This window comes from Bizionia sediminis (genome assembly GCF_042684585.1).
Lineage (GTDB): Bacteria > Bacteroidota > Bacteroidia > Flavobacteriales > Flavobacteriaceae > Algorimicrobium > Algorimicrobium sediminis.
This window is the reverse complement of record NZ_JBHULS010000001.1, coordinates 32,907-45,841: the sequence shown is the minus strand read 5'-3', so window position 1 is coordinate 45,841 and position 12,935 is coordinate 32,907. Positions and strand designations below refer to the sequence as shown.

The window sequence follows — 12,935 nt, the reverse complement described above, 5'->3', positions numbered from 1 at the left end:
ATGAAACCATACAACATCCAAAAAGCGCCTTTTGTGGTACCCACCACCGACGGTAAAATAATTAAAGAGCATGTAGGTTTAGCCACAGATGGCAACCAAAACTTAAGCATTGCACATATGGTAGCGCCGCCAGGCTGGCAAGAACCGTTTCAAACACCAGAATTTGATGAATATACCTTTATTATTAACGGAAAAAAACAATTTATAATTAATGGCGAAAAAATTATTTTAGAGGCTGGCCAATCCATAAAAATAAACAAAAATACGCGTGTGCAGTATTCCAATCCTTTTGCCGAGCCATGTACCTATTTAGCTATTTGTACACCCGCCTTTTCAATGGATTTGGTTAACAGAGAAGCACCATGATTACTATACCAAAGAGCCTGGGTTTTTTAATTAATAGTGTTGGTATTGTCTCTAAAAAAACAGCAGCACGTGTGGCCTTATACCTTTTTACAACACCCCGAAACGGCCAGATTACACCAAAACAAAGCAAGTTTCTTAAATCGGCTGTTTCCAAAACCTTATTTTTTGAAGACTACCAAATTAACACGTACACTTGGAAAGGTAGCGGACCAACTATTTTGTTAGCCCATGGTTGGGAGAGCAATTCGGGCCGGTGGCATTTTCTTATTAAAGACATGCAGGATTTAAACTATAACATCGTTGCCTTGGATGCGCCAGCACATGGCAATTCGGGTAGTAAGCGTTTTAACGCTATTCTGTATGCCAATTTTATGCAAGTAGTTTCTAATCATTACCATCCTGATATTGTAATTGGACATTCTGTTGGCGGCATGGCAGCTGTTTACGCCCAGACAAAACTTAAATCAGCTAACGTAAAAAAGATGGTCCTACTGGGAACTCCCACTAAATTTGAAGGTGTTATAAACAGGTATTACCACATGATGGGATTTTCGGAACGTACCAAACAAGCTACTAATAAACACATAGAAACCGTATTTAATGTGGCTCCTAAAAACTTTTCAACAGCGCAATTTAGCAAACAGTTAGCCATAAAAAGCCTGATAATTCACGACAATAAAGACCGTGTCATCCCCTACGCAGACGCTATAGAATTGCATGCTAACTTAACAAATAGCACGCTCATTACAACGTCGGGGTTTGGCCACTCGCTGAAGGATCGTAGCATATCTGACCACATCCTTACGTTTTTAAAAGGGTAAATTAATACCTTTGCAACATGGAAGAAAAATTAACACGACTCAATAAGTTTTTAAGCGAGGCTGGCTTTTGCTCAAGAAGAGCAGCCGACAAACTTATTGATGACAAACGCGTAACCATTAACGGCGTAGTACCAGAAATGGGCACAAAAGTACGCAGCACAGATGTGGTTGCCGTAGACGGTACCGTAATAAAAGCAAAAGAAAACGATTTTGTTTATTTGGCTTTTAACAAACCAGTTGGTATTGTTTGCACCACCGATACGCGCATTGAGAAAGACAATATCATCGATTTTATAAATTATCCAAAACGCATTTTTCCTATTGGTAGATTAGATAAACCTTCCGAAGGTTTAATTTTCCTTACCAATGATGGCGACATTGTAAATAAAATATTACGCGGTAGCAACAACCACGATAAAGAATATATTGTTACCGTAGATAAACCTATTTCGCAAACTTTTATAGAACGTATGGCCAATGGTGTTCCTATTTTAGATACGGTAACTAAAAAATGTGTTGTTGAAAAATTAAGCACCTATACCTTCAAAATTATTTTAACACAAGGCCTAAACAGGCAGATACGCCGCATGTGCGAATATTTAACTTACGAAGTAACTGCTCTTAAACGTGTGCGTATTATGAATATAAATCTGGATATTCCGGTAGGCAAATATCGCGAATTTACACCGCAGGAATTAGCAGAACTAAACAGGCTGCTGGAAGATTCGGATAAAACCTATACGACCCAACCTAGAACTAAAAAGCATAAAAAATAAACTATATGACTGTCCTTTGTCCCTTCCATATTGCCATACCGGTTCATAATTTAGAAACTTGTAGGGCATTTTATCGCGATGTTATAAACTGTGAAGAAGGCAGAAGTAGTGACACATGGGTGGATTTCAACTTTTTCGGGCACCAATTAGTTATTCACTACCAAGCTAAATCCAACCAGCAGTTACCAACTAGTGCTGTAGACGGCAAATCTGTTCCCGTACCACATTACGGCGTGGTATTACCCTGGGATAACTTTCATACAGTTGCCGAAAGTTTACAACAAAAAGGTGTGTCGTTTATTATAAAACCCTACATCCGATTTAAAGGTGCTACAGGCGAGCAGGCCACCATGTTTTTTTATGATCCCGCTGGAAATGCGTTAGAATTTAAAGCCTTCAAAGATGCCTCGCAGCTATTTGCCAAGTAACTATTAATAATTATTATTTACTACGGTGAAGTTCTCTTGCTAACAAGGTGTTTTTAAGAAGCATAGCAATAGTCATTGGCCCAACGCCACCCGGTACAGGTGTTATATAACTAGCTTTTTTGCTCACGTTTTCGAAATCTACATCGCCGGTAATAACATAACCTTTAGGCGCTGTATCGTCCGTTACCCGTGTTATACCAACATCAATAATAACAGCATCGTCTTTTACCATTTCAGCTTTAAGGAAGTTAGGAACCCCCAATGCAGAAATTATAATGTCTGCCTGACTGGTAATTTGGGTTATGTTTTTAGTATGACTGTGTGTTATGGTAACCGTAGAATTTCCTGGAAACCCCTTACGACCCATTAAAATACTCATAGGTCTGCCCACAATATGACTTCTGCCAATAACAACCGTGTGCTTACCTTTAGTTTCTACATTATAGCGGTCCAGTAATTCTAGAATACCAAAAGGGGTAGCCGGGATAAAAGTAGACATATCCAGGGCCATTTTCCCGAAGTTCATAGGGTGAAAACCATCTACATCCTTATCCGGATCTACCGTCATTAAAACTTTTTGAGTATTAATTTGAGGCGGTAGCGGCAACTGCACTATAAAACCATCAATATCTGGATTGTTGTTTAATTCCTGGATTTTATCTAACAATTCTATCTCGCTGGTGGTATTAGACATTCGTACCATAGTGGATTCAAAACCAACACGTTCGCAGGCCTTAACTTTACTTCCTACATAGGTTAAACTAGCACCGTCGTTTCCAACAATAACAGCCGCTAAATGAGGTACCTTTTCGCCTTTGGCTTTCATTTTTTTTACCTCTTCTGCAATTTCATCTTTAATGTCGTTGCTTACCTTTTTTCCGTCTAGTATAACCATAAATATTATTTGAATTACCGCCTTTTATTTTACTGTGCTTTTGAAGCTGCTGTTTTATTAATTTAAAAATTTACGGCCTGTTGTTTTACCACTTACGTTTTACCAACAAACACTAATTTCCAATTGTATTTAGTTTCCTTTCGGTTGTTCGGTTTTTTAGGCAGGCGCACTAGTTTAGGGTTAGCTGTTTTCAAAACCTCCAATTTACGCCGTTTAGCGCATTCCTTTCATGGCTTGCATCATGGCTTTTCCTTTTCCACCTTGCATCATTTTCATCATTTTACTCATTTGGTTGAATTGCTTCAGCAACTGATTTACCTCCTGAACAGATGTTCCAGAACCTTTTCCTATTCGTTTTTTTCTACTAGCATTAATGAGCGACGGATTGCTGCGCTCGGCAGGAGTCATGGAATAGATTATGGCTTCAATACCTTTAAAAGCATCGTCATCTATATCTACATCTTTCATCATTTTACCAGCGCCAGGTATCATACCAATAAGGTCTTTCATGTTACCCATTTTCTTGATTTGCTGAATTTGCTTTAAAAAGTCGTCAAATCCGAATTGGTTTTTGGCTATTTTCTTCTGAAGCTTTCGAGCCTCTACCTCATCATATTGTTCTTGGGCGCGCTCCACAAGCGATACCACGTCACCCATTCCCAAAATTCTATCGGCCATACGCGATGGGTAAAACACATCGATAGCTTCCATTTTTTCGCCAGTACCTATAAATTTAATAGGCTTATTTACCACCGATTTAATGGTTATGGCTGCTCCACCACGCGTGTCACCGTCTAATTTTGTAAGAATAACCCCATCAAAATTTAAAACATCGTTAAAAGCTTTTGCCGTATTTACCGCATCCTGCCCTGTCATAGAATCTACAACAAACAAAGTTTCCTGTGGTTGTATGGCTTTATGGATGTTAGATATTTCGGTCATCATTACCTCATCTACCGCCAAACGGCCAGCCGTATCTATAATAACCACATTGAAACCATTTGCTTTAGCGTGCGCAATACCTGCTTGAGCAATAGCAACTGGATCTGTATTGCCTTTATCGCTGTAAACCTCAACACCAATTTGCTCACCTACAACATGCAATTGGTCCACGGCTGCTGGACGGTACACATCGCACGCCACTAAAAGTGGTTTCTTGGTTTTTTTAGTTTTTAAATAATTAGCCAGTTTACCGGAAAACGTTGTTTTACCAGAACCTTGTAAACCAGACATTAAAATAACGCTAGGATTTCCAGATAAATTTAATCCTTCGGCATCACCTCCCATTAATTCGGTTAACTCGTCCTTAACAATTTTAACCATTAATTGGCCTGGCTGGAGTGTAGTAAGTACGTTTTGTCCTAATGCTTTTTCTTTTACGCGAACCGTAAAATCTTTAGCTATTTTAAAGTTAACATCGGCATCTAAAAGCGCTCGGCGTACTTCTTTTAAAGTTTCGGCTACGTTTACTTCTGTAATACTGCCGTGGCCTTTTAATACGTGTAACGCTTTATCTAACTTTTCACTTAAATTATTAAACATAGTTTCTTTAAATTTTAGGAGGCACAAAAATAGCAATTTCGTATTAAATTATAAACTTTAGTTGGCACTTAATTATATAAAAAAGGCTGCATAACTATGCAGCCTTTTTAGGGTATTGAACTATAAACTAATTAAACACTAAAAATTTAATCGCAATCTTTATCTAAAACTAATTCGTTGTTACTATTGGTTACATCGTGCAATACTATTTGATTATCCGTACACTCCACTACTACATAGGTTCCTTCCATGATTACAACATTTCCTCCAGAAATATTTGAAAGTGTTACCTCGACACCAGTACTACCTTGATTAACAGACCAATTTGCGGTGTAGGTTTCATTGCCATTTGGTATAAAAATAGTGGCTTCATTATTGGCCATAAAATTGAAATTAAACATACTAAAATCGCTGCCGGCATAGCTTGTTGCCGTCCACTCGCAATTTAATAACATACCCACCACATCTTCAGGTGTACACATACCAGCATTATTGCAGTCCTGTTCCATAATCATGACTGTATTGTTGGTGTTTTCCATTTGCAGGAAACCACTTTGGCAGCCTGTAATAATCCAATCGCCATTAACCGCTTGAATATTTGGTCCGTTAACGTTGGAAAAGGCCAACTGTACAGTATTACCTGTTTGTGTAACAGCCCAATTAGCATTAATGGTTAAACCATCGCCTGTTATAACAACTTGTGAGGCTGACACGAAATTGAAATCGAACAGGGCTAAATGATCGTCGCCATTGTAACTAATTACTTCCCAAGTACAGGTTTGCAGCCATGCTGCCACATCCGATTCGTTGCAATAGGGTGCACAATTTTCTAGAGTAAAGTCTATTTCATATATTTCAAAAACACCGTTAAGCGCTGCCACACGTAAGTAAATGGTTTGATTTGGCATGGAAAGCGCATAATTACTTGGTTGTGCTATTGGATTTGTATTGTTTTGCGCATCTGCCTCTGTTTCAAAGAAGGTTGCCGTGTAGTTTTGATTGCACGATAGCGGTTCTAAAACCAATATTTCTAAATCTTTTAGTTCTATGCCGTCATTATTTTCATCACAAACAGTAAAGGCAAGGTCGCTGAAACAATCGAAAGGTGTTTCTTCACAATCCTGATTTAAAATCATGACAATCTCATCGGTTGTATTTGGAATGGTTTGTACCAACTCCAATTGATCGGCGTCGCAGTCATCTAAAATCCAAGTGCCATTGGTATCTGTAATAAAATTAGAAATGGTAATTTCCGAAGCGCCTTCACCATTAGCGGTTAGTTGCCAATTTGCCTCTATTACTTCAAAATTAGGTGTGGTAACCTGCAAGGAATCGCCTCCTTTAAAATTTAAGGTGTAAAATTCTAAATGGTTGTCTCCGTTATAACTAGAAATATTCCAATAGCAGTTTTTCAAATTATTCATAACCACATCTATGTCGCAGTCGGCGTCGTAGTCGGTTTCTTCACAGTTTTGGGCAGCAGCATTAATAGCCGCTTCCAGTTCTTGGTTATTAGCAACTTCTAGTGTAGTACCATTTGTATAGGCAATGCTTACCGGAAAGTTTAAACTAGCTAAAAGTACGCCGCTTTCATTGTCTTCTAATTCGTCTAGAAAAACATATAACTCATAATCGTTGTTAACTACAACTGTTTCAATAACCTGAAAACTGGTGTTGTAAATAGAAAATGAAATAGGATACACAAAATTTGCACATTCAATAATGTCATCGTCAGCTATACATCCTTCCACAAAGGATTCTAGTTCTTCCTCTGTTTCAATATTAATTTCAGTAAAATCGTTTAAAATAATGGTTATGGGGAACAGAAACTCTAAATCGTCTAAATCGTTTGAATTTTCATTAAATATAGCTTCTATCAAACTCAAATCGGACAGGGTTTCAATGGTAAGTGTAATACCGTTGGCAACAATGGTAACGGGTAGGTCTACGGTAAAACAATCGCTGTTGTCCATTATATTGTCCACCCTACCGTTATTGCTTGACGTATTTCGTAGCAAACTAGCCAAGTTAGAATCCGATTGAATAATTTCCTGGTTATTTGGCGGTGTTACTTCCACAGCCTCGTCTTGACAAGCGGTTAGTGTAAAAAACAAAATTCCAAGTAGTAGGAATAAAAGTTGATTTGGTTTTTTCATAATTTATGTGTTTATGGTTAGACTTGTTTCTTATAGAACAGTTTAATTTCGAAAACTCCTACCCTGCCATGAGATTTTTTTTACATTTACAGGATTAAATACCCAAAATGTCAGAAGAACTACACAAAGATATTTGCAATGAACAGTTGTTTTCCAAGCTGTTTAAAACACATGCCAAAAATTTACATAATTTTCTGTACTATAAATTTGGGGCACATTTAAATCCGCAAGACCAGGTGCAAGAGGCCTTTGTTACCCTGTGGAAAAACTGCAAAAACGTAAAACCTTCAAAAGCGAGATCCTACCTATTTACAGTGGCAAACAACCTAATGCTAAACGCGGTTGCACACCAGAAAGTAGTTTTAAAGTTTCAGGAAACCAAACCCAAGTCTACTACAAATGAAACACCTGAATTTCTTTTAGAAGAGCGCGAATATTTAAGTAAACTTGAAAAAGCACTTTCTAATTTAAGCGAGGCGCAGCGCGTTGCTTTTTTATTAAACCGCATAGAAGGTAAAAAACACAAAGAAATTGCAGCCCTTTTAGGTATTTCAACAAAAGCTGTAGAAAAACGCATTTATAGCGCCTTAAAACAATTGCGACAAGACATTGAAGGCCTTTAAATTACAATGTGAGGTAGGAAAAATAGCGGTTAGCTTGTTATATATTTGAACAGAAAGGTTATGAACAAAGACGCATTAATACAAAAATGGTTGCAAGGCAGCCTAAATTCGGAGGAAGAAGCTGCCTTTAAAGCTTTAGAGGACTACGAAGCCCTTATGAAATTAACGGCAGGTTTACAGCATTTTAAAGCACCCCATTTTAACGAATCTGCCGTTTACGAGGCCATTTCAACTGAAATTTCAAAAGCCTCTAAAAAGCAATCTCGGGGATGGAAATTTATAGCAAAAATTGCAGCGCTTCTGGCCGTATCTGTAAGCGTGTATTATTATTCCACTACCTTAAACACACAAATAGCCACCGCAACGGCAGAAAAAACACAAGTGGTATTGCCCGATGCGTCTGAAGTGACTCTAAATGCACTTACCACCCTTAGTTACAACAAAAAAAATTGGAAAAACAAGCGCTCATTAACCTTACATGGCGAGGCCTATTTTAAGGTTGCTAAAGGTTCAGCATTTACCGTAGAAACCAGTTCGGGCCAAGTTACCGTTTTAGGAACTGAATTTTCTGTAGAAAATAGAGCCGATTATTTTGAGGTTATTTGTTTCGAAGGTGCCGTAGAAGTTGTTACCAACACATCGCGCAAGGTATTACACCCTTCTAATCAGTTTGTAATTATTAATGACCAAGTTGTTCCAAAAAAACAAATAGCAACTACTGCCCCAGCATGGATTAACAATGAAAGTGCTTTTACCAGCACGCCTTTAACTTTTGTTTTAAAGGAATTAGAACGGCAATACGCCATAAACATAAAAACTGAAAACCTAGATACAAACATTCTGTTTACAGGTGTGTTTACACATACCAATTTGGAGTTAGCCCTAAAAGCCATAACGGTACCATTAAACATAACCTACACCAAAACAACCGATTTTATTATTTTGCATGGTAAGTAAGCGTCTTATTTTAGTATTTGCGTGTTGTTTGGTATTATTTTGTCCCGCCAAGGCCCAAAACATAACCAACCAAAAAAGCAGTCTGGTAAACGTTTTAAAAGACTTGGAGCGCACCCATAACATGTCTTTTTCCTATGCCGATACAAACATTCAGGGCATATACCTAAATGTACCAGAGCAAAACTTAAACCCAACTGAACTAATAAGCTATTTAGAAACAGAAACACAGTTGGTTTTTGAAAACATTTCGGCTTTGGCTTTTGCTATACGACCACGACTATTTTCAGATATTACTAAAACACAATATTTAGACGAGGTTATTCTTACCAACTACCTAACGCCCGGTATTTCATTACAAGCCGATGGCACGGCGCATGTTAATTTAAACACTTTTGGTATTTTACCCGGCCTAATTGAACCAGACGTTTTACAAGCCATACAAGCATTACCAGGCATAACTAGTGCTGAAGAGCGTATTTCCAATGTAACCATACGCGGCGGCACACACGACCAGAATTTAATTTTATGGGATGGTGTTAAAATGTATCAATCGGGGCATTTTTTCGGACTTATCTCTGCTTTTAACCCAGCGTTAATATCAGAGGTTGTTGTTTCTAAAAATGGGTCTAGCGCGCAGTTTGGCGATGGCGTTTCGGGTATAATTAACATGAAAAGCGCCAAAAACATAAGCAACAAGCCCGAAGCAGGGTTTGGCGTAAATATGTTGGCTGCCAATGCCTATGCGCTTATTCCGGTTTCTAAAAAAATAGGCCTTCAAGTATCCGGAAGACGCTCCTTAACCGATGCTTTTGAAACACCAACCTACAAGCAATATTTTCAGCGCATTTTTCAGGATTCCGATTTAACAAATCCAACCGAGACAGTTATTACCAACAAGGAACGGTTTCATTTTTACGACCTTTCCGGTAAACTGCAATATGCTATTTCTGGCAACGATAAATTAGAATTAGGCTTTGTAACTATTGTAAACTTTTTAGATTATGAAGAACTAGCCTCGGTAAACCAGCAACAAACAGCATCCAATAGCAAACTAAACCAAAATAGCTTTGCGTTGCAGGGTAGCTATACCAAAAATTGGCACGATAAACTAAAAACACATATCCAGGCTTCCTTTTCGCAGTATAATTTGTATGCTAAACAGTTGGAACTAACCAATAGTCAATCACTTATTCAAGAAAACACGGTAGCAGACGGCAGCTTTAAAGCGCATTTAATTTACAATGTAGCGCCACAGCTAAATTACGAAGGTGGCTATCAGTATTCCGAAATTGGCATTAGCAATCTGGAGGACGTTTCTACTCCAATTTTTAGACGGTATATAAAAGAAGTCCTCCGCACACATGGTTTTTACAACGAATTTAGTTACAAATCGCTTACAGGCAATACACGAGCTCGGTTTGGTTTCCGGGTAAATTATATTGAAAAGTTTTCGGGGTTTTATTTTGAACCTCGTATAAGTTTTAACCAAATTATTGCAACAGATTTTCGATTGGAACTTTTGGGTGAACTAAAAAGCCAAACCACGTCTCAAATAATTGATTTACAAAATGATTTTTTAGGCATTGAAAAAAAACGCTGGATTTTGGCCAACAATAAAGACATTCCGGTAATAACTAGTGGGCAACTATCTGCAGGGTTACACTTTAATAAACACAAATGGCTTATTAGTTTAGAAGGCTATATAAAACATGTGGATGGCATAACTACACGCAGCCAAGGGTTTCAAAATCAGTTTCAATACACCAACGCGATAGGTCGTTATTTTATTTCTGGATTGGATGTTTTGGTTAGTAAAACGCATCAAAATTTACACACCTGGCTAGGCTATTCTTACAGTAAAAACGATTATACGTTTCCACAGTTAAATAATGGCGAACCTTTTCCTAATAATTTGGACATTCGCCACCAACTAAACCTATCTGGCACCTATTCACTAAATAATTTCCAACTTGCACTAGGGGTAAATTGGCACACCGGCAAACCCGCAGTTGCCATAAACACGGTAGCAACACAAAGTACCAATATTTTAACCTACACCGCCCCCAATACCTACCGCCTACCAGACTATTGGCGAACCGATTTTTCCGTAACTTACGATTTTGATTTGTTTAAAACCTCTAAAGCCCATGTTGGCGCCTCGGTTTGGAATATTTTCAATACCAGCAATACCATTAACGCCTATTATATTCAAGACAACAACGGGCAAGTAATACAAGTAAAAAACAACGCTTTAAACATAACGCCTAACGTTACGTTTGGTGTTCGCTTTTAGTATTTCCACACTTTAGCAGTTCTCATGGCTTGTAAAGATAGGCTGCTGTTTCCTTAATTTACATGCGGTTTGGAACCTGAATTCCTAATAACCCAAAAGCATTTTTTATAATCTGACCTACGGCTTGCGATAGTTGAACGCGAAACAGTCTTTCGGTGTCTGTATCGGCTCCTAATATGGACACATTTTGATAAAATGAATTAAAACTTTTTACCAAATCGTATGTATAATTAGCTATTAAGGCCGGGCTGTGGTTGCTTGCTGCATTTTGAATAACGTCTGGAAAAGCAGTCATTTGCTTAATAAGCTCGCGTTCCTTTTCATGCAGATTGGCGGGTGTTACCGGTTGTGAAAAATCGAAATCTGCTTTTCTTAAGATGGCCTGAATACGGGCATAGGTGTACTGAATAAAAGGCCCTGTATTCCCTTGAAAATCTACCGATTCTTTCGGGTCGAATAAAATACGTTTTTTAGGGTCTACTTTTAAAATATAGTACTTTAAAGCTCCCATACCAATGGTTTGGTAGAGCGCTTGTTTATCTGCATCCGAGTAGCCGTCTAACTTGCCTAATTCGCTTGAAATTTCTTCAGCTGTTGCGCTCATATCCTGCATTAAGTCATCGGCATCTACAACGGTTCCTTCCCGACTTTTCATTTTACCGCTTGGCAAATCTACCATTCCGTAACTTAAATGGAATAAGCTTTTGGCCCAATCGAATCCTAATTTTTTCAAAATTAAAAATAGAACCTGAAAGTGATAATCCTGCTCGTTACCAACTGTGTATACCATGCCGCCAACATCTGGATAATCTTTAACTCGTTGGATAGCGGTGCCAATATCTTGTGTCATGTAAACGGCTGTACCATCGGCGCGTAACACAATTTTTTCGTCCAGTCCGTCTGCGGTTAAGTCGCACCATACAGAACCGTCTGGTTTTTTAAAAAACACACCTATTTTTAGGCCTTCGGCAACAAACTCTTTACCCAATAGGTAAGTCTGACTTTCGTAATACAAACAGTCAAAATCCACACCTAGGTTTTTATAAGTAGTATCAAAACCAGCATAAACCCAGTTATTCATAGTTTTCCAAAGTGCTACAACATCCGTATCTCCAGCCTCCCATTTACGCAGCATATTTTGGGCTTCTAATAAAATAGGTGCTTGCTGTTTCGCTTCAGCTTCCGTTTTACCTTCGCTTATAAGTTGTGCAATTTCTTCTTTATAAACTTTATCAAATTTAACGTAATAATTACCAACTAGTTTATCGCCTTTAAGCCCTGTGGACGCTGGTGTCTCGCCATCTCCGAAACGCTGCCAAGCCACCATACTTTTACAAATATGAATACCTCTGTCGTTAATAATTTGGGTCTTGTACACCTTTTTTCCTGAAGCTTTTATTATTTCGGCTACACTGTATCCTAATAAATTGTTTCGGATATGTCCTAAATGCAACGGTTTGTTCGTGTTAGGCGAAGAATACTCCACCATTACTGCCTTTTCCGAGGGCTTTGGCTTTACAAACCCATAGGTAGAATTTTGCAAAATAGCTTGCAATGATTGGATGTAAAAAGTGTTCTCAATTTCTATATTCAAAAAACCTTTTACCACATTAAACCCTTTTACCTCGCTCACGTTTTCCTGTAAAAACTGGCCTATTTCTGTACCAATTTGAACAGGATTCCCTTTTACGTGGCGCAACATGGAAAACACAACTACCGTAATATCGCCCGGAAACTCCTTGCGTGTTGCTTGGAACTCAACCGAAGGAATGGCCACATTATAAACAGATTTAACAGCTTGTTTTACAGATTCAGAAAGCGTTTGTTGCAGATTCATGTTTGTGTTTTTTAGGTTGGCAAAGATATTATTTTAATACCATTTTTTAACAAATTTACCGTTTAGAGTTTCCAGAAAGTTAGTATCTGGAAATACCAGTATCGAAAAAGACATATTTGCAATCCCAATATCAAGGCTTCAAAAAAAAATAGGTTTATCAATTAAAACCCATAAAACGCAGGCATAAAAAACACCTAATAATTTGATAATGAAGTAAGCATTGCCCGCAGAGACATCCGTA

Annotated in this window: 11 protein-coding genes; 7 read left to right on the top strand and 4 right to left on the bottom strand. The window is 38.1% G+C overall.

The window, feature by feature from the left end; genetic code table 11:
• From ACFSQP_RS00165 to ACFSQP_RS00150, 4 genes are read left to right on the top strand one after another with little or no spacing between them, the layout of a single operon-like run.
• Complete coding sequence (locus ACFSQP_RS00165; RefSeq protein WP_376890898.1) at window positions 1-366, top strand: cupin domain-containing protein; 366 nt, start codon at window positions 1-3, stop codon at window positions 364-366.
• A complete protein-coding gene (locus tag ACFSQP_RS00160; protein WP_376890897.1) occupies window positions 363-1,187 on the top strand; it encodes an alpha/beta fold hydrolase in 825 nt (274 codons plus the stop codon). Before ACFSQP_RS00165 ends, ACFSQP_RS00160 begins: the two co-directional genes overlap by 4 nt.
• A gap of 17 nt (window positions 1,188-1,204) precedes the next feature.
• The gene (rluF, locus tag ACFSQP_RS00155; protein WP_376890896.1) at window positions 1,205-1,963 is read left to right on the top strand and encodes a 23S rRNA pseudouridine(2604) synthase RluF; all 759 of its coding nucleotides are present in this window, start codon (window positions 1,205-1,207) and stop codon (window positions 1,961-1,963) included.
• A gap of 5 nt (window positions 1,964-1,968) precedes the next feature.
• Window positions 1,969-2,391: a VOC family protein gene (locus ACFSQP_RS00150; protein ID WP_376890894.1), complete on the top strand. Its 423-nt coding sequence runs from the start codon at window positions 1,969-1,971 to the stop codon at window positions 2,389-2,391.
• A gap of 13 nt (window positions 2,392-2,404) precedes the next feature.
• On the opposite strand, the gene ACFSQP_RS00145 is transcribed toward ACFSQP_RS00150, so the two are convergent.
• From ACFSQP_RS00145 to ACFSQP_RS00135, 3 genes are all read right to left on the bottom strand, one after another.
• A complete protein-coding gene (locus tag ACFSQP_RS00145; RefSeq protein WP_376890893.1) occupies window positions 2,405-3,286 on the bottom strand; it encodes a bifunctional 5,10-methylenetetrahydrofolate dehydrogenase/5,10-methenyltetrahydrofolate cyclohydrolase in 882 nt (293 codons plus the stop codon).
• Between the two features lie 213 nt (window positions 3,287-3,499).
• Complete coding sequence (ffh, locus tag ACFSQP_RS00140; protein ID WP_376890892.1) at window positions 3,500-4,828, bottom strand: signal recognition particle protein; 1,329 nt, start codon at window positions 4,826-4,828, stop codon at window positions 3,500-3,502.
• A gap of 146 nt (window positions 4,829-4,974) precedes the next feature.
• Window positions 4,975-6,984 carry a hypothetical protein gene (locus ACFSQP_RS00135; protein ID WP_376890890.1) on the bottom strand — a complete coding sequence of 670 codons (2,010 nt, stop codon included), beginning with the start codon at window positions 6,982-6,984 and terminating at the stop codon, window positions 4,975-4,977.
• A gap of 107 nt (window positions 6,985-7,091) precedes the next feature.
• Between ACFSQP_RS00135 and ACFSQP_RS00130 the strand changes: the two genes are divergently transcribed.
• From ACFSQP_RS00130 to ACFSQP_RS00120, 3 genes are all read left to right on the top strand, one after another.
• Window positions 7,092-7,607, top strand: a complete 516-nt coding sequence (locus ACFSQP_RS00130) for an RNA polymerase sigma factor (RefSeq protein ID WP_376890889.1) — start codon at window positions 7,092-7,094, stop codon at window positions 7,605-7,607.
• Window positions 7,608-7,667: 60 nt separating this feature from the next.
• Window positions 7,668-8,564: a FecR family protein gene (locus tag ACFSQP_RS00125; RefSeq protein ID WP_376890888.1), complete on the top strand. Its 897-nt coding sequence runs from the start codon at window positions 7,668-7,670 to the stop codon at window positions 8,562-8,564.
• Between the two features lie 121 nt (window positions 8,565-8,685).
• Window positions 8,686-10,857 carry a TonB-dependent receptor plug domain-containing protein gene (locus ACFSQP_RS00120; RefSeq protein ID WP_376890887.1) on the top strand — a complete coding sequence of 724 codons (2,172 nt, stop codon included), beginning with the start codon at window positions 8,686-8,688 and terminating at the stop codon, window positions 10,855-10,857.
• Between the two features lie 58 nt (window positions 10,858-10,915).
• Here ACFSQP_RS00120 and argS read toward each other — a convergent pair whose 3' ends face one another.
• Window positions 10,916-12,694 (bottom strand): arginine--tRNA ligase, encoded by a 1,779-nt coding sequence (gene argS, locus ACFSQP_RS00115; protein ID WP_376890886.1) that lies wholly within the window; start codon window positions 12,692-12,694, stop codon window positions 10,916-10,918.
• Between the last annotated feature and the right edge of the window lie 241 nt (window positions 12,695-12,935).

Bases quoted from the DNA above. Each gene is read 5' to 3' on its own strand.
- ACFSQP_RS00165 (WP_376890898.1), top strand. From the start codon at position 1: ATGAAACCATACAACATCCAAAAAGCGCCTTTTGTGGTACCCACCACC.
- ACFSQP_RS00160 (WP_376890897.1), top strand. From the start codon at position 363: ATGATTACTATACCAAAGAGCCTGGGTTTTTTAATTAATAGTGTTGGT.
- rluF (WP_376890896.1), top strand. From the start codon at position 1,205: ATGGAAGAAAAATTAACACGACTCAATAAGTTTTTAAGCGAGGCTGGC.
- ACFSQP_RS00150 (WP_376890894.1), top strand. From the start codon at position 1,969: ATGACTGTCCTTTGTCCCTTCCATATTGCCATACCGGTTCATAATTTA.
- ACFSQP_RS00145 (WP_376890893.1), bottom strand. From the start codon at position 3,286: ATGGTTATACTAGACGGAAAAAAGGTAAGCAACGACATTAAAGATGAA.
- ffh (WP_376890892.1), bottom strand. From the start codon at position 4,828: ATGTTTAATAATTTAAGTGAAAAGTTAGATAAAGCGTTACACGTATTA.
- ACFSQP_RS00135 (WP_376890890.1), bottom strand. From the start codon at position 6,984: ATGAAAAAACCAAATCAACTTTTATTCCTACTACTTGGAATTTTGTTT.
- ACFSQP_RS00130 (WP_376890889.1), top strand. From the start codon at position 7,092: ATGTCAGAAGAACTACACAAAGATATTTGCAATGAACAGTTGTTTTCC.
- ACFSQP_RS00125 (WP_376890888.1), top strand. From the start codon at position 7,668: ATGAACAAAGACGCATTAATACAAAAATGGTTGCAAGGCAGCCTAAAT.
- ACFSQP_RS00120 (WP_376890887.1), top strand. From the start codon at position 8,686: ATGTCTTTTTCCTATGCCGATACAAACATTCAGGGCATATACCTAAAT.
- argS (WP_376890886.1), bottom strand. From the start codon at position 12,694: ATGAATCTGCAACAAACGCTTTCTGAATCTGTAAAACAAGCTGTTAAA.